Below are 19,717 nucleotides of genomic sequence, written 5' to 3'. Positions count from 1 at the left end.
TGCCTTTATGAATTATACGTACGAAAACTTTGCCAAGGACGGTACTTTAACATTACTGGATCCATTATTCACATTGATGTTAATCTTCAGTGCACTATTTGTTATAATCGTACTGCGTTTTGCGATTAATCCAAAAATCATGCTATTTATTGGGACGTTTATCATCCTTCTAAGTGCACAGCTATTCTATATTTCAGGAATTTTAGTTGATGAATTGAACTTAAGCGGCTCAAAAAATGACTTTTATATGTTAATTGCCATAGTGGTAATTCAAGTTATTTGCTTAGTGATAGCGTTTGTCAAATCAAAGAAAAAATAATGAAAAGCTCACAAAACGAATTTTCGTCCTGTGAGCTTTTTTCGTTTTATTTTTGATCGCCAATCAGTGTAAATAGAGGCTGTTTGATTGCAAGTAGCTGTTCGTGTGCAGCCGTTTGTTGCTCTTTTGTAGAGGCGTCATAAAAGGCTTGCAACGCTTTGTCTGCTTCAGCATAAAAGTCATACAAGCTAACCTCACCTTTTTCCTTATTACCAAAAATATCGATAAACAGGCTTAACTGATATTGGAAATCCCTCTGCGCCATCACTAATACATGCTTGTTGTCATCTACTTGCACTTCATCATTTAAAATATACGTTTGAAAATCAACAAGATGTAAATAAGCCTTTTCGATTTCTGCTAAGTACTGCCCTTCTTTTTCATCACGCTTATTTTGATCCATCATTTGAATGAAAATGACTAAAAATAAAATAATCGTTAAATAAATCGAAATACCTTTCCATGACAAAAACTTTTTGCTCTTCATGCTGTGCCCCCGTTTAATTAAATAAATATTCCTTTAAATTTTCCAACGTTGAGTCGATACCATTTCGTAATGATATTTGGTCTTCACGACAAACTTCATTTGCTTTTTCAATCGCAATTAGCGCATTTTCTAAAAACGGCTCTGCTTGCAGATCTTTATATAACTGGGTTAATACCAGTGCCTTATTCCAATACCAACGTGCATTTTGTGGATCCAAATCAATGGCGCGTTCTATGTAAGGTAATGTATCAAACGGCGACCAACTAAAACGATTCATCGTTTGCCCTGCAAAGCCATAATATAATGCCTTATTTGGATTATGCTTTACTGTTTGCATAAAGCAATGAATACTTTCATCGTAATGATGTGCCATTAAAAATAACTGAGCTTGCACGAAAAAGGATTCCGCTTTCCGCACATCACCGGCTGTACGTGCGTCATTTTCAAGTTCTTTAATAGCTTGTGCAAATTGTGCTTCATCTTGAATCGCACGTATTTGTTCGACCTCATCTAATTCCTCATAGCTTTCATTAGCACGTTCTATACTCTGTTGAAGCTGTTCAGATGGCTGAGGGAAATTTGCGTATTCATACTTCTCGAATATTACTAAATACTGTTTTCTACTTTCATTTGTTAGATCCTGTAGTGCTGCTTTATAGCTTTTTAAAAATTGACCATCGTAAAAGTATTGCTCCATGTTCATCATAAGTCGGTTTCCCCTACCTTTTACCTTGTAATTTCAAATTCATTTATGTGAATATTCGAGGAATAATGTTCCCTCAACATCATACTATTTTAGGATTTCTACTATTCAATTGAACTATATATCGCTTTTTAGATGAAAATCTATCCAAAGTTGGCGATAATAAGTACAATCATAAGACCTAATTGTTGGTTTTATTGATATTTCATAGGAAGTTTAAACAATAGATCATAACTACACCAAATCTAGTAGCAATAATCAATTACGCTTTTGCGTAATTGCGTCCAGATTTTTTCGAGCAGGCTCGAAAAACTCCTCTAAAAAATCTGTGACATCTGCCAGAGGCTTGGGCCAACACGATGTTGGTCACTCAGGTGTTGCCGCACGACGCGGCGTCTTAGCCTGAGTTCCTCCATTCAGCCTGGGTTTGGCCCCTTGCTGAAAAGGAGACTTCTGTACCCGTCCTTTTGCTTATGGTACAAAAAGAATTTGCTGAAGCAAGTTAAAAGAGGTGGAAAATCTATGTATAATCAGATCACACTTGAGCACAGTTTATTTTTTATCAATGAGCAGTATGTCTTAGATTTCCGGCAATTAGCTGAAAAAATGAATCCCTTATTGACGATACCGATTGATAATACTAGTTATTATAATACGGAAGATATGTGGATTTCTGCATTTAATTTTTGGGTGCTATTACATCGCGAAGAAGAAGATATTATCGAGTCTTTCGATAAAATACTCTACTATTCTTCGAACCATATAATGTTTAATGCTTTGAAAAATGATTACTATATTAATTATTTCCGCTCTCATCCAGACACTACAAAAGAACATATCTATATTTTATCAATCCTACTAACAAAGCAAATAAATAATTGGTATATAAAAATCTTAAAAATCGCTAACCAGCGTCCCTTAATTAAACGCAATCAGCAATGTCACTATTATTTAATGCATTTGCAAAGTAAGGAATTATTACAACCCTTTATGAAAGATCAAGCGATACTAGTGAAAATTTTGATTCAGCATTTGAATTCTTCCAATGAATTTGAACGTCTCGTCAAAAAATGTTGTGACGAAGCAAGTTTCTTCTACCAAGACTTTCTCAATAATGAATCGTATCAAACATTATAAAAGGAGCCTGTCGTTTACAAATCGACAGGCTATTTTTATTCTTAGACAAAATTGTTGCTCGTTATTTTGAAATGGAAGCTGCTACTTCAGCAATAACAATTTCAGAGCCTAGCATCAGTGACTCGCCTTGCCCACCAGCTGGACGTTTATGTGATTCTTTAAAAGTATCGCTTTCACGCCAAACAGCAAAATCCTCTTTTGTATCCCAATACATTACAACGCTCATCTCATCATACTCTTCAAATTGAGTAGCAATTAATACTTCAACTTTTTGAAAGCCCTTAAATTGTTGTAATGGCCCTGGCTGTGCAAATTTTGGTGCCATCATTGTAGCAAATCCTTTTTTTACTTTAATACGGTTTGTTACTGTAATCATGAAAATCACTCCTCATTATTTGCTCTTCATCTTCATTTAATCATTTTCATCACTATTGCGCAATAATTCGCGCTATAATAGCAACAACGAAGCACAAAGGAAGTATGTACATGAAATTTTCAATTATCGCAACAAGTGACATACACGGACATACCGAACGTTTTTCACAGCTTGCCTCCATGATAAATAGCCGACAACCCGATCTTTTAATCGATAATGGCGATTTTTTGCAAGGGAGTCACTTAAGCTATTTTTATGAAAATATACAGCGATGTGAACATCCACAAATTAACATGGCCAATGCACTTCAATATGATGTTGCTGTATTCGGAAATCACGAATTCAATTATCCTCTTAATGCAATTGAAAGAATGCGTAGTGCATGCAATTTCCCTTGGATTGCAGCCAATATTAATGGGTTTGCTAAAGATTATGTTATTAAAGACATTCATGGAATACGCGTTGCGGTTATTGGCGTTGTGACACATTTTACACCCTTTTGGGATGAGGGCAATGCAACGAAATCATTACATTTTGAACAAGCATTTAACGCTGCGCAAAGAACCGTTAAGCATGTACGCGCAAATGAACAGGTAGATTTCGTTATTTTATGCTACCACGGTGGCTTTGAACGAGATTTACAGACCGGTCATCTGATTGATTTGCTAGAAGGCGAAAATGAGGGTTATCGCATGCTTCGTGAAATTGATGGTATTGACCTTTTCATCACTGGACATCAGCATTTAGAAATTGCTACAAAAATAAATGGTATCTCTGTCGTTCAGCCTGGAGCCAATGCTAAATGTTTTGCACAAATCGATGTCTCAATCGAGGGCGACAATATTACACATGAACCAACATTAGTTTACGTGGATGAATCATTACCTTCATTTACTGATGCTACATTTGATAGGTGGAAAAATGAAATGATTGGCGAGAGCGCATGCGATTTACAATACAGCGATTTTTTCACACCTCGCACCATGCAAACAGGTTATGTACAGCTTCTGCACGACATGCAAATGCACTATACAATGGCACAGTTATCAGTTATCGAGCTTCCGTATCATCAAAACGGTGGATTCCAAAAGCAAATTACTCGAAAAGATGTGTTACATAATTTACCGCGCCAAAATCGATTAGTAAAAATTGAAATGACGGGTGCTGAAATTCGAGAAGCACTCGAATTAAGTGCCAGTGTATTCGCTATCAATACGCAAGACAAAATCGATTTTAGTATGAATGTCCATTACCCACAGCCACAGCCTTTTGTTTATGATCTTTGGGGAGGCTTGGATTATGAAATTTGTTTAAGTCATCCTGTTGGTCAGCGAGTTGTCTCATGTGAATATAATGGACATGAAATGCAAGACAACGAAATATTTAGTGTTGTCATCAATAGCTACCGAGCAACTGGTGCACATGATTATGCTATGTTTCATAAAAATCCTATTTACGAAACTAGCGAATTTGTCCCAAAACTAATGATGGCATACATTCAAAAAAATAGCCCCATACAAACACAAGTAAAAAATCATTTCCTCATTCGGAAATGATTTTACTTTTTTCTAAAATTTTGTTTTTTCTGAAACTTTTTCCTTTTCGCTCCGTATATATTAATTAAATAAAAGGAGGTGTAACATGTTTGGGTACTCATTAGAAGTGATTTACTTAACCATTTTAATCGTCATCGGCTGCTGTACTGTTTTGTATTTATTTTTCGCTGACGTGGCAGACACTTCTTTAGACACAATCCCTATTTTCGATCCAGCAATTATTTTATCATTTATCACTTTTACAGCCGCAGCTGGATACATTTTCGAACACTTCACATCATTTACAAGCTTTATCATTTTAGTAATCGCACTTTTTATCGCGAGCATTTTTACCGCACTACTTTATTTTTTCTTACTTGTTCCACTACGCTCTGCCGAAGTTTCATTAGCCTATACTGATGAATCACTTGAAAGCCAAGTTGCTCGAGTAATTGTCCCTATTCCGTTAGACGGCTTTGGAGAAATTGTGATTGAAGGGGTAAATGGCATTATTTCAAAACGAGCAGCTAGTTTTCACAATTTAGAAATTCCTTATAATACCCACGTTTTAATCATTGAAGTTCGTGAAGGAACAGCTTTTGTAGCAATCTATGAAAACGAAGAATTTACATTTTAATATTCGAGGAGGATGTTTATGTTAGGTACACTTATTGCCATTGGCGTTGTCTTATTCTTAATTCTTGCTATTGTAGCGGTCTATATTATGAAATACCGCACAGCAGGTCCAGATGAAGCACTTATTGTTACGGGTAGCTATTTAGGAAATAACAATGTACATACCGATGAATCGGGCAATCGCATTAAAATTATCCGCGGTGGTGGTACATTTGTATTCCCTGTTTTCCAACAAGCAAGACCTTTAAGCTTACTATCAAGTAAACTTGAAGTAACTACTCCTGAAGTTTATACAGAGCAAGGCGTACCTGTTATGGCAGATGGAACAGCAATTATTAAAATCGGCGGGTCCATTTCTGAAATTGCTACAGCTGCTGAACAATTTTTAGGTAAAGATAAGCACGAGCGTGAAGGCGAGGCTCGTGAAGTATTAGAAGGGCATTTGCGTTCAATCCTTGGCTCAATGACCGTTGAGGAAATTTATAAAAATCGTGATAAATTCTCGCAAGAAGTACAACGTGTCGCCTCTCAGGATTTAGCGAAAATGGGCTTAATCATCGTTTCGTTTACGATTAAAGATGTACGTGATAAAAATGGCTACTTAGAGTCTCTCGGAAAGCCGCGTATTGCACAAGTGAAGCGTGATGCGGATATCGCTACAGCTGAAGCGGATAAGGAAACACGTATTAAACGTGCGCAAGCAGCTCAAGAGGCTCAAAAAGCAGAACTAGCCCGTGCTACTGAAATTGCCGAGGCAGAAAAAGATAATCAATTAAAAGTAGCAGAATATCGTCGTGAGCAAGATATTGCAAAAGCCCGTGCTGACCAAGCTTATGAATTAGAAACAGCTCGTGCAAAGCAAGAAGTAACCGAACAGGAAATGCAAATTCAAATCATCGAACGTCAAAAGCAAATTGAATTAGAAGAACGTGAAATTTTACGTCGTGAACGTCAATATGATTCAGAAGTTAAGAAAAAGGCCGATGCTGAGCGCTATGCGATTGAGCAACGTGCCATTGCCGAAAAATCGAAGCAATTGGCTCAAGCTGACGCAGATAAATACCGTATTGAAATGCAAGCACAAGCTGATGCAGAGCGCATTCGCTTAGATGGTATAGCAAAAGCCGATGCTGAGCGCGCACAAGGTACAGCTGATGCAGAAATTATTCGCCTTCGTGGTTTAGCCGAAGCCGAAGCAAAACAAAAAATCGCAGAAGCCTTTGAGCAATTTGGTCAAGCGGCTGTCCTTGATATGATCGTGAAAATGTTACCAGAATACGCAAAACAAATTGCAAGCCCATTATCAAATATTGATAAGATTACAGTCGTTGATACAGGTAGTGGCGCAAATGGCGGTGCTGGCAAAGTTACGGGCTACGCTACAGATTTAATGGCTGGTTTGCAAGAAACGTTAAAAGCATCATCTGGAATTGATGTGAAGAATTTAATCGAAACGTATGTCGGAAAAAATACTTTGGAACGATCCACTTCTGTTCCACATGAAGTATTTTCACAAGTTGAGGAATTAGTGAAGTAATAAGAAACAACAGGACTGTGCTAAAAGTGAAATTTCATTAGCAAAGGGCTTGTTACTTTATTAGAAAATTCACACCTTATGAATTGATTGAAGTGCAGGGAAAAATAAAGAATAACGCCACGAGCTAATACTAGCGCTCGTGGCGTTACTTTTATGTTATAGCTTAATCGTCCAACCAAATGGATCTTCTAATGTACCATATTGAATACCTAATAATGTATCATATAGCATTTGCGTTACTTCCCCGATTTGTCCATCATTGATAGCAATAATTTCATCTAACCATTTCAGCTCACCTACAGGAGAAATAACAGCTGCTGTACCTGTGCCAAATACTTCCTCAAGCGTACCGTTTTTCGCTGCAGTTAATACTTCCTCAAACGCAATCGCACGCTCTTCTACTGGGATGTTTTTCGATTTTAACACTTGAATCATCGAGTCGCGTGTAATCCCTGGTAGAATACTGCCGTTTAATGCTGGTGTAATCACTTTACCATCAATTTTGAAGAAGATATTCATGCTTCCTACTTCTTCAACATATTTATTTTCCTTACCATCTAGCCAAAGTGTCTGTGAGTAGCCTTGTTGTGCCGCTAATTCAGAACCTTTTAAACTTGACGCATAGTTACCTGCTGTTTTTGCTTCACCTGTACCACCTACTACAGCGCGTACATAATGCTGCTCTACTAAAATTTTCACCGGATTAATGCCTTCTTTATAATAAGAGCCTACCGGCGACATAATAATCATAAATTTATAGTTCTTTGCAGGATTTACGCCTAAATATGGCTCAGTCGCAATAATAAATGGACGAATATATAGTGATGTACCTGGTGAAGAAGGAACCCATTCACGATCCACACGAATTAATTCTTTTAACGCATGTAATGCTAGTTCCTCGTCAATTGCTGGGATACATAGGCGCGCATTTGAATCATTTAAGCGTTTGAAATTGCGGTCTGGACGGAATAATTGTACTTCCCCATCTTCTGTCAAATATGCCTTTAAGCCTTCAAATACCGCTTGACCATAATGGAATACCATTGCAGCCGGGCTTAATTCGATTGGAGCATATGCGGTAATTGTTGGGTTTACCCAGCCTTGCCCTTCCACATAGTCCATCACAAACATATGATCTGTAAATACTTGACCAAAGCCAAGCTGATCAGCAGGCGTTTTCTCTTTTTTATTTGTTATTAACTTCGTTGAAATTTGATACGTTGTCATTGTTCATGCTCCTTAACTAAAAATAGATTGATACACTCTATCATACCACTTTATTTTTAGAAAATTTATAATTTTGTAATATTTATTCAAAATATTTTTTTAGAGCAGTAATTTCATATATTGGCGCAGAGATTTTCTCTTTAAATGACTGTATATTTTGGTATTGTACCGCGACTAGTACTGCACAGGATGGCCCAGCAGAAGTATGTAACTCCACATTACTTGTATAGCCATTGCCGATAAAGCGTTCGATTTCCGTTGCAATACCCTTCGACCCAGTTGGCCAAATTGCTGCAATGGTTTCATCTACTAAGCCCTCATAAAGCTCATGTAATTTTGCTACTTTATTTGGATTAGCTAACACATCATTTCCAACAAGTGGCTCGCCTACAACAAAAAATGCACAGTCTTGTATCGTGCGTTGAAATTTTTTCTGACCAATAATCGTTAAAGACACGGCCGATTGTAGCGCTTGAAAATTGGACTCACTCGAACCAGTAAGCGGTGGCATGGCAAGCTTCATTTCGTCAAAGGCACGTTGAAAGCCCTGTTCGTAACTTGCCCAAACCTCATCACCCGAAAAATTGGCCATTAATAATTGAATTGGCTTAGCGCCTGCACAAAGCTGTTCTAATATTGCTGTACGCGCAGTGAAATAGGCAGTAATTTCGTCTGGTACGTGCACTGCGTCCAAATCTTTACTACCAATACAGCCCGAATTATCAATCGTCACGATGAAATCATTCACTTCAATTGCATTTCTCATGCATTCACCCCAACACGATGAATTACGGTTTTAAGAACTGGCATGACAACCGCCGCAATCGCAACATTGATTACAGTCGCAATGAATAATGAAGGCAATGCACCGATATAAAACGCTGGCGAAATTAAGAAATAAAACGGTAACGGTGAAATAATGCCATTCGCTACAATCGCAAAAACCCATTTCAAAAAGTGATACTCTTTTCGATGTAACCAGGCAAAAACAGCTACAATAACAAACATCTCAATCGCAATTAAAACATGAAATACGCCAAGTGGAAATCCTGAAGTTAACCCTGTTGCAATATGTCCAAACGCACCTGCTGCTCCTGCAAAAACAGGTGGTAAAAAAACCGCGCTAATAAAAGCCGGGGCCGAATCAAGTGCCGCAGTTGTAATCATTCCTACTGGCACTTTAATCATGCTGCCAATCACACAAATTGCGGCAATTAAAGCCGTTAAAATAATTAGTCGTAATTTATTTTTCTCCATAACTATCTCCTTTTAGTTGCTGAGGAATTCCATACCATACGCGCGTTACTGCGTCGGCGTGCGCACATAGTAATTGATACAAACGTCCACATGTATCTCGTAATTGACGTGCCTCTTTCTCTATTGGTACAATACCACGGCTCGTATCAGTACATATACAGTACAATAAATTATTTTGTGCCAGATGTTCAATTTGCTCAAATATTTCCTGCGCAATAATTTGTTCGGGTTGATTTAAAAAAGGTGCAATGATTTTTTCAAATTCACTAATAACAAGTACTTTTCCTGCATTTTCATACGATGAATCGGGTATTATCCCTTCAAAAAACACTGTATCTCTTTGTTTGAATTTTAAGATTTCTCTTTCTACATACGCACGTTTCCCGTTATGTGCGCCTCCGAGTATGACGTGCATTTCGTACCTCCTATAAAATCCTCAAGTGTTGCCCATTGTAACGTATAAATGGTCCGATGATTGGCCATCACTTGTTGAAATGTTTTTTCTTTAAGTCCAAATTGCGAAAGAAGTATTCGAATAACGCCACCATGCACAATGAAAGTGTAGTCTTGTTGCGCTTCAACGATTTGCATAAACGTCTGAACTACTCTCTGCTTAAATTGTTCAAAGCTTTCACCATTTGGCGGTGTTACATTGTACGGATCATCAATCCATGCACGATACATTTTATTATGTTGTAATTCTTCATACGTCTTCATTTCAAAGTCGCCAAAATGAAGCTCACGTAAACTTTGGTATGCTTTAAATTTTGCCTGCGGGAAATAGCGATTGGCAGTTTGTTCACAGCGCATTAAATCACTACCATAGACAATGTCTGGCTGCAAAATCGGTCTCATATTTACATTTTCAACAATTGGCTCATCCGTCCAGCCGATATATTTGCGCTTTATATTAGCATCCGTTTTTTCATGCCGAATTAAATGCACAGTAACACTGTTAGCCATAAAACAACCTCCAAGCTTTCACCTAATGCACCGAGTAAATCACCACTCATACCCCCAAAATTCCGATACGACCATTTACGGTAAATTACAACTACAGCTAGCATTATGGCTACTAAAATAAAGAAGCTATAAATCCCAGTATATATCAGCGCCGCACTCAGTAGTGTAAACAGCACTGCACTATAAATAATGAGCTGCTTTCTTACTACCTGCTCTTTAAAATAGGCGGCTAAACCTGTTTGTTTCGACGTATTCATTGTTACAAAATACACAAGCATCCCGATGCGCGCAATATATGGAATAATGACAATATACACAAGCATTGCTAGCTGCCCTTGTGCTAGTGTTTCATAAACAAAACCAAGCTTCAACAAAAGTAATGATACAATCCCTAACACACCAAAAGCGCCTGTGCGAGGATCATCTAGCACTTGCAATCGCTTATCTTTATCACCATATGAAAAAAAGGCATCACACATATCGATAAAGCCATCTAAATGTAACCCACCAGTAAAAATAACCATGCCAATTACAAGTAAAATCGACAATAATAAATTGGATATATCGCTATAGCTAACAAGTAAATACGCACCACAGCTTATCATTGCACCAATTACTAAACCAACGAGCGGTAAACTCGCATACATCCACGTAATCGAGCTTTTATTCATATCTAATTGCTTTTTTATCGGTATGAAAGAAAAAAACTGCCACGCTAATAAGAAACCTTGACTTGCATTTTTCAACCTGCTCACCCCCTATTTCCATCGTTGTACAAGTTGAAACTGTACTTCATAAGCTTCATGGCTATGCTGCACAAGCCATTGATGCAAGTTTCCTAACAACTTGCGATATAAATTCACTTCCTCATATTTTGAAGGCAGCTCGTCTAATACTTCATTCGATACAACTATTATTGTAGCACCTTGTACTTGCCAATTTTGCAATTGCTTTTGTAGGGATTCGATGCAGTTATTGATATATTCGCTACGATTTTTTTGCTGTTCACTTAAATAGAGCACATTTGAAAGCCATGTCGTAACACATTCAAATAATACAACATCATTAGATGATAATTGATTGATTTGTTGAGGTATTTCCACTTGCATTTCCACTGTTGTCCATTTGATTTCTTGCTGTATGCGATCTTGCTGATGTCGTATAATTCGCTTTTTCATTTCTTCGTCAAACGCGGCACCCGTTGCAAAATAGTAATAATGTTTTTCGTCCCCCAAAGCTAGGGCACGTTGCTCGGCATAGGCACTTTTACCACTACGTACTCCGCCAGTTATAAAGATCATTGTAGTCCACCTTTGCAAATAATTAAAAGAACACACCTACAATCAGGCATGTTCTATTATTATAAGCCTATTTAAATAATTCTGGGTATACGGCTTCTGCCATAATTTCTACCGCTTCACCTATACGTGGCCCCGGGCGAGACATAACATCTCCATCTACTAACACAACAGCCTTATCTGAAACTGCCTGAATTTGATCCCAGCCTGCACGACCTAAAATTTCATCCACTGCATTTTCCATATAAGTTGCTGGAGTAATAATTACTTCTGGATTACGTGTAATTACATCTTCTTCTGTTACGCTTAACCAGCTATTTTGGTCTGCGAAAATATTTTCAACACCGGCTGTATTCATAATTTCTTGTTGGAATGTATCGCTACCAGTTGTCCAAATGTCTGGAGCTGGTGATACTTCATAGTACACTTTTTTCTTTGCATCTACAGTATTTGTTTTCTCTTGAACTGCTGCAATTTGTCCTTTAATGTCTGCTACGACTTCATTTCCCTTTTCCTCAACGCCCATTACTTCAGAAAGCTGAATGATATCTGTGTAGACATCGTCAAATGATGTAGCTGAAGCGATGACAAACACCTTTAAGCCCGTGTCTTCTAACTGTGCAATTTGTGCCTCATCACCGGCTGTGTAAGCTACGACTACGTCTGGATTTAACTCAACGATACGTTCTGCGTTAATGACTGTTGACGTAGAAACACGTTCGATTTTTTGTGCCGCTTCTGGATATGTATCATAGTCTGTTGCACCAACAATTTGAGCACCGACACCTAATTCAAATAAAATTTCTGTATTACTTGGCTGTAATGATACGATTGTTTCTGGTACTTCCTCGAAAGTTACTTCAATACCGCGGTCATCTACAACTGTGTAGGGACCATCTGCCTCAGTTTGCTTAACTGGATCTTTTGATGCTTTTTCTTCGTCTGCTCCACATGCTGCTAAAAGTAGTGCTGCTGCAACAGGTGCAACCCATTTCATTTTAAAGTTCATTGTTTTGCTCCTTTTTCTTTTTCATTGGATATGATTTTGAGGTAAAGACAATTTCATCACATTCGTGTTGCTTGTTCATGTACACAGCCATCACAAACAATACATTGGCAAGTAAGCCTAAAAAGTCGAATAAAATTTCAGGAACATCTCTTTCCTCACTTACTTTATGTAATGCGCGATATGATTTTTTCGCTTCACTACGGCAAATATGAAGACGAGCCGCGCTTTCCACCCCTTGAGGTAATAAAAACTGCTGAATGGCTTCTTTTACTTCACTCACATAAAAATCATAACGATCGCTTAACCACTTTAAGTCATCTTCTGTAATCGCTAATTTTCCGCGCACTGAACCATTTACGTGATAAGCAAGCGGTTGTATGAGACGTAAATCTTCTAATACAATCCGACCGCGTTCATCATCCACTAATGTCGGAATAACTGCACCAATACGTGTCGTTAGTGAATCTGTACGAATTTCATAATCAACACAACTCGATTTTTCACGCATGAATGGATAGCACGAATAACGAATATCCTTCTTCAACTTTCTCAACCTCACTTCAAATTCATTGCTCTTTGAAATTTTAAATGGCATGAAAAAAGCCACCCAGAAAATGGATGGCTTCATAAAATCAAAAAGGTATATTTAAAAACGCTCATTTGATGTATGGCTGCCGTACATTCTCTTTATTTCCGAAGAGGTGTGTTACGATCAGAAAAAGATTGGTCTCCTGGCTTCGCGCTTCACTTTAAACATAAGCACCTTCCCGCTTTTAGCAGTGGTATTTTGCTTACTTTCATCTACGCTTACAGTTACGGATATAGCTTCGGATTTACACCGAATTCCCATTTATGCACTAGGCATCTCTTTCTTGCAAACTATTCAATTTGTAAAGTTTACTTTATCATACTGATGAAATTATGCAAATAGTTTTTAAATTCACATCGATTTCATGGATTAAAACATAAAATTTATACCTTTATAAGCAGCTCGGGCATTTTCCATATATTTCGAATTTATGAGCTTCTATTGCATAACCTGGCAGCTTTTCTCCAAGCATCTCCATCGGACACAGTGATAATTCCTTCACATTCCCACAATCGCGACAAATAAAATGATGATGGTGATGATCCGATTCACAATGCATGCGGAAATTACGTTCACCATTTAGCTCGGTTTCTTCTAAAATATCTAATTCAACAAACGTTGCTAAGTTACGATAAATCGTATCAAAGCTCATGCCTGGGAAGTCTTTTTTCAGCACTTGCAGTAAATCACGGGCAGTCAAATATTTATCCGTAGCCGCAAACATACCCAAAATTAACTCTCGTTTATCTGTTTTTTTATAGCCATTGTCTTTTAATATTTCCCACGCGCGTGTTGTATTCACTGTGCTTCTTCCCCTTCCACCTTAGTTGATAATTTTAAAACCATTTTTTTAATGATAATGACAAATAATAGAATGATAATTGAAGTTACGACAATCGTACCACCTGGCGCTAAATTTAAATAAAATGCACTCACTAAACCTATTAATACCGCAAGTTCACCAAATACAATCGCTAAAATAATCGCCTGTTTAAAGCCATGTGCTAAACGCATTGCTGCTGCTACCGGTAATGTCATTAAGCTAGATACTAACAATATCCCAACAATACGCATGCTAGCTGCAATGACAAGTGCCACAACAACCATAAATAACAAATGAATCCATTTTGCCGGCAACCCACTTGCTTTTGCATATTCTTCGTCAAAAGATAGAACGAATAATTCTTTGAAAAATAATACTAAGAATATCACCACGACAATCGCAATCGCAATGACAACAAATAAATCCTGTCTCGAAACAGCAGATACCGAGCCGAATAAATAGCTCATTAAATCTGTATTAAAGCCACTTGCTAGTGAAATTAAAATCGCACTAACCCCGATACCACCCGACATAATAATTGGAATTGCAAGCTCTTCATAGTGCTTATACAAACGTCGCAAGCGCTCGATTAAGATTGAACCACTTACCGACGCAACAATTCCTAAGTAAATCGGATTAAGCAGCGCCAAACCGGCAAAAGACTGACTTATGTAAAGACTTCCAGCAATGCCTGCAAGCGTTACATGTGACAGCGCATCCGCGATTAGCGACAGACGACGAACAACAATAAATACTCCCAGTAACGGGGCAATGACACCAATAATGAGCCCTGAGAAAAAGGCGTTTTGTAAAAATTCATAGTTTAATATTGCTTCGATCATAATGGCCTACTCCTCTTAATGAATCTTTCGAACAGTGTGACCGTTCCAGCTTTCAATCTGTTCTTCCGAAATCGTATCAAAATCATTTTTATAACCGTGGAAATGAATTGTTTGATTTAAGCATGCCACGTGGCTTACACGGTCTGATACGGTATCGACATCATGTGTTACTAAAATCATAGTCATTTTATGATGCCTATTTAAATGAGCGAGCATATCATAAAATGCTTGCACGTTTTCACGGTCAATCCCAACAGTTGGCTCGTCTAAAATAAGTAGCTTTGGATCAGCTACTAATGCGCGCGCAATAAATACACGCTGCTGCTGTCCTCCTGAAAGCTGTCCAATATTCCGCTTCATAAATTGCTCCATGCCAACATCTTTCAAGGCCGCCTTCACTAAAAGGTCTGCATCTTTTGGATAACGCTTAAACAGTCCAACCTTTTGTGATAAGCCACTTTTTACTACTTCTTCAACAGTTGCCGGAAAACCAGAGTTAAAGGCATTAGATTTCTGTGACACATAGCCAATCCATTCGCGGTGTTTAAACTGGTTTGCTGGCTCATCAAATAATTTAATTTCCCCAGACATCGGCTTTAATAACCCTAAAATCAATTTTAATAGCGTCGATTTACCAGAGCCATTTTGACCGATTAACGCCAAAAAATCGCCCTCATTCACGCGTAAAGAAATGTTTTTTAATACTTGTGTGTATTCATATTGAAAGGAAACATCCTTCAATTCAATCAATGGTTTGTTCATTTTTTTCGCTTCTTTCTAATTCAAAATCATTACGATTTACATCAAATTAGTATAGTAGACTTTTTTTACAATGTAAAGGAAAAAAACTTTAAAGGAGAGCTATAATGAGGAATTTGGAATTGTTAAATAGATTGCAACAAATGAATGATGAACAGCTTCAGCAATTCGCCAAAAAAAATGATATTGAATTAACATTGGAGGAAATTAAAAAGCTACGTAAAATCATGAAGCACGCCAATATTAGCTGGGCAATTACCGGTATTCCCAATGAAGTATTACAAAAATTGCATAAGTTACTTGGTGAACAGCGCTATAAAAAATTAATGAGGCTAGTTGGGATTTAATTCATAAACCCCAACATTATAAAAGTTCAATTTATAAGGAAATCAATGAAAAAAAATCATTTAAATGCACATACTTCAATATAACACCGTTTATTATCTGTCAGTTTCTTGAAATTCTATCACAACTATCTTTTCTGTATCCGTTACAAACACGATGCTTACAAATACACCAAATTCTTTGTCGCCCTTTTTTAACCATAATTTAAACTTTTCAATCGTTACGATTCCTTTTATTTCCCTTCCTTGATGCAAATAATCGATTATTTTTGCACCAGGATATCTTTTTTGAGTTTCTTCCATGGCGAGTATGCCCCACTTCGCATAAGCAGGTGCTTCTTGCTGGGCATGAACTATCGGTAGCGTGTTTAACGGCATAAATAAAGCCGTTATTAAAACAATACGTACTCCAATTTTTTTGAATTTCATTGATCTTCTCACCTCATTTATAGTTTGTGCAACTTAGGGGAAATCAATCGATAACAAGTACGCTATTTTCTGGATGTTAATACGATGCTATTGCTTGAATATAGGTATGTAAAGTGCGCTAAGCAAATGAAATAACAACAAAAATAGATGCTCCTGAAGTTTTACCTTTCACTTCTTGAAGCATCTATTTTCTAACCATTTTTATTTACTGCTTAGGTTTTTGAACATTATTATGAATTACTGCGTTGAATTCTGGTGCATATTCTTCACGTTTGTTGTTAGTTTTAGGCTTATCATCTTTCTTTTTCTTTTTAAAGCTTGTTTTACCTTTCTTCGCCATTGCTTGTCCACCTCCATAATTTAATCAATAACGCATAGTGTTATGAGATCCTGATTTTTTACAAAAGATAGGTTTGGCTATTTATTTTTATTGGATTGTTGATGTTTGTCATGATTCGTTTTATTATTTGCATTTTTGAGTTTGGCATCAAATTCTGCTGAGAATTCTTCGTTTAGATTATCATTAGGGTTGTTATTATTACTATTGCTGGCATCTAAATCTTTGTTTTTGTAGGTACCAAAAGGATTATGCGTTCTTGCATTCATTGTCTTCTTGCTGTTTCGATTGTTATGATTGCCGTTTTTATTTCCCATTGATGTTCACCTCCCACTATGTAATGTGCACAAGTGAGGAGGTTTTATGCTTCAAGGTTTTTCAATTCAACGGGAATGGAACTCAGAATTGCACCTGATACAGAACAATCTAACCTCCATCCTCGGTGCAAAGTGAACGATTACTTTTCGTTTTTCCACAAGAAATGCATACAATTACGATAACGCCTGCAATTCTCTTAGCACCATTGCCCGTAACTCTTCATTGCTAATTGTTTTACCACGATATGTATGGCTATTGCTCGCACGCTTCAACGCAAATACTTTTTTAATACCCGCGATATTGACGCCTTCTTCCAATAGCTCTTGAATTTCTAATAATTCATCGACGTTTTGGAGCGAAAATATACGACGATTGCCATCAGTACGCATTGGCTCCACTAATTCATGCTCCTCATAGTAGCGAATTTGTCGAGCTGATAAATTCGTAATTTGCATCACCGTACGAATTGGTAAAATTGGCATTGCTTTTCGATAATCTTTGTTCATCGTATTTCTCCCCGCCTTCCTGTTATCTACTAATAAAATTACAACAGGAAGACGTTATACAACAATAATTTATTTCTCGTTATTACATATCGTTTTTAGAAGAATTTTATCGAATTTTGATATAAAGCGCCAAATCAACGTTAAAGCTGGCTTACTACCTTGCTAATTATGACAATTTTTAATCATTTGCAATGCATTCTGTTATTGCTAGCTCGATTGCAGCTTGTAAATCCACCTGTGACCAACCTGCAATACGTCCATTTTGAATGGCTAATTCAAACGAAGCAGGAATATGAATAAAGCCCGTTGCTTGAACAGTGCAGTGAGATTTTGCATAATGTAATCCTTCATACATGATGTTATTACATAAATACGTACCAGCAGAATTTGAAATCGCTGCTGGGTAGCCTGCTTCATTTAAACGATTGACGATATTACGGATTGGCAATGTTGAAAAATAAGCAGCGTCTCCATCTTCATGAATTGGTGCATCTACAAATGCAACACCACTATTATCCTTCTCGCCATCCTTGACATTAATTGCGACACGCTCAGGCATTATGCGTGTGTTGCCGGCTGCTAAGCCTAATGAAATAATGATGGTCGGCTGTACTTCCTTTATCAAAGCTAAAAACTGTTGTGGTGCTTGTTTAAAGTCAACCGATAACACGCTGCCAATCACTTCATAATCCCCAAATACTTTGCCATTTAGTCCCTCTACGATATCCTTTGTTGGATTAATTGGATTCGACAAGAATGGTTCGAAACCAGTTAATAAAATCTTCTGCATACTTATTTACCTACCTTATAAATTTTTTACAAGCTCCGTCACTGTACGATCAATGTACGTTATTCCATTCGCTTTATTTTCTAATAGAATAGAGAAAATATATTGCTTACCACTATTCCCCTTAATATAACCTGATAATGTGTAGACATTAGGAATATAGCCCGTTTTTGCAAAAACACGGTTTTGTAAGTTTGTTGCCGTTAACCGTTTTCGCAATGTACCGCCCACCATACGCTCACTATTTCCCGCCACTGGAAGCGAGTTAAAGTACGTGTTAAAATATGACTCTTGCTGCACGGCAAATAATAACTGCGATAAACCGTTTGACGTTACTCGATTTGAATTAGCCAAACCAGATCCATCTACAAAGCGCCAGTTATCTACTGCCAAACCAATGGATTGACTATATGATTTCAACACTTTTGTACCTGCTGTTGTACTTCCTTCATCCAATTCTTGTCTTCCCATTGTTTTCACTAAAATATCGGCAATGCTATTATTGCTTAGCTTCATAAAAGCAGGGAATATCATTGCTAATGGCTTTGATTTGTTTGTGTACAATAATCTCGCATCATCTTTTACTGGTGCTAATACAATTTTTGAATTTGAACTAAATGTAATCCCTGATCCTTGCATAACTAATTTTATTGCTTGCATTGTGTTCACAGATGGATCTAGTAATGTAACCCATTCCTTCTTACTACTACCTTTTGGTAGATCACCCGATATGATGACTTTATTTGAATTGTAAACTCGTTCAATCTTTAAGGTGTTTTTCTGTCCATTCCTCACTGTTCTTGCTTGATTCGAAATGACCAAACCACTTAAATTCGGTTGAATTGTATAGCTTGGCTTTGAGCCAATATTGCCTGGAGTTGCATTAATAATGACGGTACTTGCATCAAAATCCTCATTTTGTGACATCGTAATTGCTGAAGTTCTTGCACCGAAATAATACGATTCATCAACCTTCTCAACTCCAACTGGTAATGTACTACCCGAAAAAGCCTTATCATCCCCTATTAAATTACCGTTTATTTTACGGATGCCTTTTTGCTTTAATATATATACAAACTCAATAAAATCTGCCTTCGTTAATGTAGGATCGCCACTGCCTTTTATGTATACATTGCCGTTGAGTACGTTATTTTGAATTTTACCATCAATATAAAGGTCAGTTGTAAAGCGATAATCCTCACCCAAAATACCTAATGCAGCCGCACCAGATACGAGCTTCATATTCGAAGCAGGGCGCATTAATTTATTTCCGTTATGCGAATAAACAATCTTCCCTGTATCAATATCACGAATTGTCACCGCAGCATCTCCTGAACCTAAATTTGAAATCACTGCACTATTAATTGATGCAAAGCTTTGCAATGGTAATGCTAAACACAAGATACTAAGTGCCAACAGCTGAATTACTTTCTTCATAAATTACCCCCACTCTAATATTTTCCATATACTATCAATTAATTATATCAAAAACTTAGTAA

The 19,717-nt window shown here is 37.3% G+C and carries 27 protein-coding genes and 1 riboswitch; of the genes, 6 read left to right on the top strand and 21 right to left on the bottom strand.

Features of this window, described 5'->3' with window-relative positions; genetic code table 11:
- Positions 1 to 7 precede the first annotated feature (7 nt).
- Positions 8 to 319, top strand: a complete 312-nt coding sequence (locus tag O7776_RS05560; protein WP_274309619.1) for an acyl-CoA dehydrogenase — start codon at positions 8 to 10, stop codon at positions 317 to 319.
- Positions 320 to 365: 46 nt separating this feature from the next.
- On the opposite strand, the gene O7776_RS05555 is transcribed toward O7776_RS05560, so the two are convergent.
- Positions 366 to 806 carry an iron ABC transporter substrate-binding protein gene (locus tag O7776_RS05555; RefSeq protein ID WP_274309618.1) on the bottom strand — a complete coding sequence of 147 codons (441 nt, stop codon included), beginning with the start codon at positions 804 to 806 and terminating at the stop codon, positions 366 to 368.
- Positions 807 to 819: 13 nt separating this feature from the next.
- Positions 820 to 1,512, bottom strand: coding sequence for a tetratricopeptide repeat protein (locus O7776_RS05550; protein ID WP_274309617.1), 693 nt, complete (start codon positions 1,510 to 1,512; stop codon positions 820 to 822).
- Positions 1,513 to 2,031: 519 nt separating this feature from the next.
- Here O7776_RS05550 and O7776_RS05545 point away from each other — a divergent pair.
- Positions 2,032 to 2,646, top strand: coding sequence for a hypothetical protein (locus O7776_RS05545; protein ID WP_274309616.1), 615 nt, complete (start codon positions 2,032 to 2,034; stop codon positions 2,644 to 2,646).
- 61 nt (positions 2,647 to 2,707) lie between these two features.
- On the opposite strand, the gene O7776_RS05540 is transcribed toward O7776_RS05545, so the two are convergent.
- Entirely contained in the window at positions 2,708 to 3,022 is a 315-nt protein-coding gene (locus tag O7776_RS05540) for a heme oxygenase (RefSeq protein WP_274309615.1), read from the bottom strand.
- Positions 3,023 to 3,132: 110 nt separating this feature from the next.
- Between O7776_RS05540 and O7776_RS05535 the strand changes: the two genes are divergently transcribed.
- From O7776_RS05535 to O7776_RS05525, 3 genes are all read left to right on the top strand, one after another.
- Entirely contained in the window at positions 3,133 to 4,578 is a 1,446-nt protein-coding gene (locus tag O7776_RS05535; RefSeq protein ID WP_274309614.1) for a bifunctional metallophosphatase/5'-nucleotidase, read from the top strand.
- A gap of 85 nt (positions 4,579 to 4,663) precedes the next feature.
- Positions 4,664 to 5,194, top strand: a complete 531-nt coding sequence (locus tag O7776_RS05530) for an NfeD family membrane protein (RefSeq protein WP_274309613.1) — start codon at positions 4,664 to 4,666, stop codon at positions 5,192 to 5,194.
- Between the two features lie 18 nt (positions 5,195 to 5,212).
- Complete coding sequence (locus O7776_RS05525; RefSeq protein ID WP_274309612.1) at positions 5,213 to 6,730, top strand: flotillin lipid rafts scaffold protein FloT; 1,518 nt, start codon at positions 5,213 to 5,215, stop codon at positions 6,728 to 6,730.
- A gap of 156 nt (positions 6,731 to 6,886) precedes the next feature.
- On the opposite strand, the gene O7776_RS05520 is transcribed toward O7776_RS05525, so the two are convergent.
- The 12 genes from O7776_RS05520 to O7776_RS05465 all read right to left on the bottom strand — a co-directional run bounded on the left by O7776_RS05520 (position 6,887) and on the right by O7776_RS05465 (position 15,500).
- A complete protein-coding gene (locus tag O7776_RS05520) occupies positions 6,887 to 7,957 on the bottom strand; it encodes a branched-chain amino acid aminotransferase (protein ID WP_274309611.1) in 1,071 nt (356 codons plus the stop codon).
- An 82-nt stretch (positions 7,958 to 8,039) separates the two neighbouring features.
- Positions 8,040 to 8,723 carry a hypothetical protein gene (locus tag O7776_RS05515; RefSeq protein ID WP_274309610.1) on the bottom strand — a complete coding sequence of 228 codons (684 nt, stop codon included), beginning with the start codon at positions 8,721 to 8,723 and terminating at the stop codon, positions 8,040 to 8,042.
- Positions 8,720 to 9,214: an ECF transporter S component gene (locus tag O7776_RS05510; protein ID WP_274309609.1), complete on the bottom strand. Its 495-nt coding sequence runs from the start codon at positions 9,212 to 9,214 to the stop codon at positions 8,720 to 8,722. The genes O7776_RS05515 and O7776_RS05510 overlap by 4 nt, the downstream gene beginning before the upstream one ends.
- Positions 9,201 to 9,629, bottom strand: a complete 429-nt coding sequence (locus tag O7776_RS05505; RefSeq protein ID WP_274309608.1) for a bifunctional adenosylcobinamide kinase/adenosylcobinamide-phosphate guanylyltransferase — start codon at positions 9,627 to 9,629, stop codon at positions 9,201 to 9,203. Before O7776_RS05505 ends, O7776_RS05510 begins: the two co-directional genes overlap by 14 nt.
- Positions 9,581 to 10,177 (bottom strand): histidine phosphatase family protein, encoded by a 597-nt coding sequence (locus O7776_RS05500; protein WP_241368154.1) that lies wholly within the window; start codon positions 10,175 to 10,177, stop codon positions 9,581 to 9,583. Before O7776_RS05500 ends, O7776_RS05505 begins: the two co-directional genes overlap by 49 nt.
- Positions 10,150 to 10,932: an adenosylcobinamide-GDP ribazoletransferase gene (gene cobS / locus O7776_RS05495; protein ID WP_274309607.1), complete on the bottom strand. Its 783-nt coding sequence runs from the start codon at positions 10,930 to 10,932 to the stop codon at positions 10,150 to 10,152. The genes O7776_RS05500 and cobS overlap by 28 nt, the downstream gene beginning before the upstream one ends.
- Positions 10,933 to 10,935: 3 nt before the next feature.
- A complete protein-coding gene (locus O7776_RS05490) occupies positions 10,936 to 11,478 on the bottom strand; it encodes a bifunctional adenosylcobinamide kinase/adenosylcobinamide-phosphate guanylyltransferase (protein WP_274309606.1) in 543 nt (180 codons plus the stop codon).
- Positions 11,479 to 11,545: 67 nt separating this feature from the next.
- On the bottom strand, positions 11,546 to 12,484 hold the full coding sequence (locus O7776_RS05485; RefSeq protein ID WP_274309605.1) for an ABC transporter substrate-binding protein: 939 nt from the start codon (positions 12,482 to 12,484) through the stop codon (positions 11,546 to 11,548).
- Positions 12,474 to 13,028 carry a hypothetical protein gene (locus O7776_RS05480; protein ID WP_274310447.1) on the bottom strand — a complete coding sequence of 185 codons (555 nt, stop codon included), beginning with the start codon at positions 13,026 to 13,028 and terminating at the stop codon, positions 12,474 to 12,476. The genes O7776_RS05485 and O7776_RS05480 overlap by 11 nt, the downstream gene beginning before the upstream one ends.
- 160 nt (positions 13,029 to 13,188) lie before the next feature.
- A riboswitch (cobalamin riboswitch) is annotated at positions 13,189 to 13,368 on the bottom strand.
- Between the two features lie 96 nt (positions 13,369 to 13,464).
- Positions 13,465 to 13,875, bottom strand: a complete 411-nt coding sequence (locus O7776_RS05475) for a Fur family transcriptional regulator (RefSeq protein ID WP_241368149.1) — start codon at positions 13,873 to 13,875, stop codon at positions 13,465 to 13,467.
- Entirely contained in the window at positions 13,872 to 14,738 is an 867-nt protein-coding gene (locus tag O7776_RS05470) for a metal ABC transporter permease (protein WP_241368148.1), read from the bottom strand. Before O7776_RS05470 ends, O7776_RS05475 begins: the two co-directional genes overlap by 4 nt.
- A 15-nt stretch (positions 14,739 to 14,753) precedes the next feature.
- The gene (locus O7776_RS05465) at positions 14,754 to 15,500 is read right to left on the bottom strand and encodes a metal ABC transporter ATP-binding protein (RefSeq protein WP_241368147.1); all 747 of its coding nucleotides are present in this window, start codon (positions 15,498 to 15,500) and stop codon (positions 14,754 to 14,756) included.
- Positions 15,501 to 15,604: 104 nt separating this feature from the next.
- Between O7776_RS05465 and O7776_RS05460 the strand changes: the two genes are divergently transcribed.
- Entirely contained in the window at positions 15,605 to 15,844 is a 240-nt protein-coding gene (locus O7776_RS05460) for an isopropylmalate synthase (protein ID WP_274309604.1), read from the top strand.
- A gap of 93 nt (positions 15,845 to 15,937) precedes the next feature.
- Here O7776_RS05460 and O7776_RS05455 read toward each other — a convergent pair whose 3' ends face one another.
- The 6 genes from O7776_RS05455 to dacB form a co-directional block, all read right to left on the bottom strand.
- Positions 15,938 to 16,270 (bottom strand): DUF3889 domain-containing protein, encoded by a 333-nt coding sequence (locus tag O7776_RS05455; RefSeq protein ID WP_274309603.1) that lies wholly within the window; start codon positions 16,268 to 16,270, stop codon positions 15,938 to 15,940.
- A gap of 205 nt (positions 16,271 to 16,475) precedes the next feature.
- On the bottom strand, positions 16,476 to 16,610 hold the full coding sequence (locus O7776_RS05450; protein WP_255731186.1) for a hypothetical protein: 135 nt from the start codon (positions 16,608 to 16,610) through the stop codon (positions 16,476 to 16,478).
- Between the two features lie 77 nt (positions 16,611 to 16,687).
- Positions 16,688 to 16,924, bottom strand: coding sequence for a hypothetical protein (locus O7776_RS05445; protein WP_274309602.1), 237 nt, complete (start codon positions 16,922 to 16,924; stop codon positions 16,688 to 16,690).
- 174 nt (positions 16,925 to 17,098) lie between these two features.
- Positions 17,099 to 17,431 (bottom strand): MerR family transcriptional regulator, encoded by a 333-nt coding sequence (locus tag O7776_RS05440; protein WP_274309601.1) that lies wholly within the window; start codon positions 17,429 to 17,431, stop codon positions 17,099 to 17,101.
- A gap of 178 nt (positions 17,432 to 17,609) precedes the next feature.
- Entirely contained in the window at positions 17,610 to 18,221 is a 612-nt protein-coding gene (locus O7776_RS05435) for a pyroglutamyl-peptidase I (RefSeq protein WP_274309600.1), read from the bottom strand.
- 15 nt (positions 18,222 to 18,236) lie between these two features.
- Positions 18,237 to 19,655, bottom strand: coding sequence for a D-alanyl-D-alanine carboxypeptidase/D-alanyl-D-alanine endopeptidase (dacB, locus tag O7776_RS05430; protein ID WP_274309599.1), 1,419 nt, complete (start codon positions 19,653 to 19,655; stop codon positions 18,237 to 18,239).
- Positions 19,656 to 19,717: the final 62 nt, after the last annotated feature.

The organism is Solibacillus daqui, from assembly GCF_028747805.1.
In the GTDB taxonomy this organism is placed as follows: domain Bacteria; phylum Bacillota; class Bacilli; order Bacillales_A; family Planococcaceae; genus Solibacillus; species Solibacillus daqui.
This window is presented reverse-complemented; position numbering and strand designations above follow the sequence as displayed.

What these genes read in the sequence shown, in the direction of transcription:
- O7776_RS05560 (WP_274309619.1), top strand. Translation starts at nt 8, where the DNA reads ATGAATTATACGTACGAAAACTTTGCCAAGGACGGTACTTTAACATTA.
- O7776_RS05555 (WP_274309618.1), bottom strand. Translation starts at nt 806, where the DNA reads ATGAAGAGCAAAAAGTTTTTGTCATGGAAAGGTATTTCGATTTATTTA.
- O7776_RS05550 (WP_274309617.1), bottom strand. Translation starts at nt 1,512, where the DNA reads ATGATGAACATGGAGCAATACTTTTACGATGGTCAATTTTTAAAAAGC.
- O7776_RS05545 (WP_274309616.1), top strand. Translation starts at nt 2,032, where the DNA reads ATGTATAATCAGATCACACTTGAGCACAGTTTATTTTTTATCAATGAG.
- O7776_RS05540 (WP_274309615.1), bottom strand. Translation starts at nt 3,022, where the DNA reads ATGATTACAGTAACAAACCGTATTAAAGTAAAAAAAGGATTTGCTACA.
- O7776_RS05535 (WP_274309614.1), top strand. Translation starts at nt 3,133, where the DNA reads ATGAAATTTTCAATTATCGCAACAAGTGACATACACGGACATACCGAA.
- O7776_RS05530 (WP_274309613.1), top strand. Translation starts at nt 4,664, where the DNA reads ATGTTTGGGTACTCATTAGAAGTGATTTACTTAACCATTTTAATCGTC.
- O7776_RS05525 (WP_274309612.1), top strand. Translation starts at nt 5,213, where the DNA reads ATGTTAGGTACACTTATTGCCATTGGCGTTGTCTTATTCTTAATTCTT.
- O7776_RS05520 (WP_274309611.1), bottom strand. Translation starts at nt 7,957, where the DNA reads ATGACAACGTATCAAATTTCAACGAAGTTAATAACAAATAAAAAAGAG.
- O7776_RS05515 (WP_274309610.1), bottom strand. Translation starts at nt 8,723, where the DNA reads ATGAGAAATGCAATTGAAGTGAATGATTTCATCGTGACGATTGATAAT.
- O7776_RS05510 (WP_274309609.1), bottom strand. Translation starts at nt 9,214, where the DNA reads ATGGAGAAAAATAAATTACGACTAATTATTTTAACGGCTTTAATTGCC.
- O7776_RS05505 (WP_274309608.1), bottom strand. Translation starts at nt 9,629, where the DNA reads ATGCACGTCATACTCGGAGGCGCACATAACGGGAAACGTGCGTATGTA.
- O7776_RS05500 (WP_241368154.1), bottom strand. Translation starts at nt 10,177, where the DNA reads ATGGCTAACAGTGTTACTGTGCATTTAATTCGGCATGAAAAAACGGAT.
- O7776_RS05490 (WP_274309606.1), bottom strand. Translation starts at nt 11,478, where the DNA reads ATGATCTTTATAACTGGCGGAGTACGTAGTGGTAAAAGTGCCTATGCC.
- O7776_RS05485 (WP_274309605.1), bottom strand. Translation starts at nt 12,484, where the DNA reads ATGAACTTTAAAATGAAATGGGTTGCACCTGTTGCAGCAGCACTACTT.
- O7776_RS05470 (WP_241368148.1), bottom strand. Translation starts at nt 14,738, where the DNA reads ATGATCGAAGCAATATTAAACTATGAATTTTTACAAAACGCCTTTTTC.
- O7776_RS05465 (WP_241368147.1), bottom strand. Translation starts at nt 15,500, where the DNA reads ATGAACAAACCATTGATTGAATTGAAGGATGTTTCCTTTCAATATGAA.
- O7776_RS05460 (WP_274309604.1), top strand. Translation starts at nt 15,605, where the DNA reads ATGAGGAATTTGGAATTGTTAAATAGATTGCAACAAATGAATGATGAA.
- O7776_RS05455 (WP_274309603.1), bottom strand. Translation starts at nt 16,270, where the DNA reads ATGAAATTCAAAAAAATTGGAGTACGTATTGTTTTAATAACGGCTTTA.
- O7776_RS05450 (WP_255731186.1), bottom strand. Translation starts at nt 16,610, where the DNA reads ATGGCGAAGAAAGGTAAAACAAGCTTTAAAAAGAAAAAGAAAGATGAT.
- O7776_RS05445 (WP_274309602.1), bottom strand. Translation starts at nt 16,924, where the DNA reads ATGGGAAATAAAAACGGCAATCATAACAATCGAAACAGCAAGAAGACA.
- O7776_RS05440 (WP_274309601.1), bottom strand. Translation starts at nt 17,431, where the DNA reads ATGAACAAAGATTATCGAAAAGCAATGCCAATTTTACCAATTCGTACG.
- O7776_RS05435 (WP_274309600.1), bottom strand. Translation starts at nt 18,221, where the DNA reads ATGCAGAAGATTTTATTAACTGGTTTCGAACCATTCTTGTCGAATCCA.
- dacB (WP_274309599.1), bottom strand. Translation starts at nt 19,655, where the DNA reads ATGAAGAAAGTAATTCAGCTGTTGGCACTTAGTATCTTGTGTTTAGCA.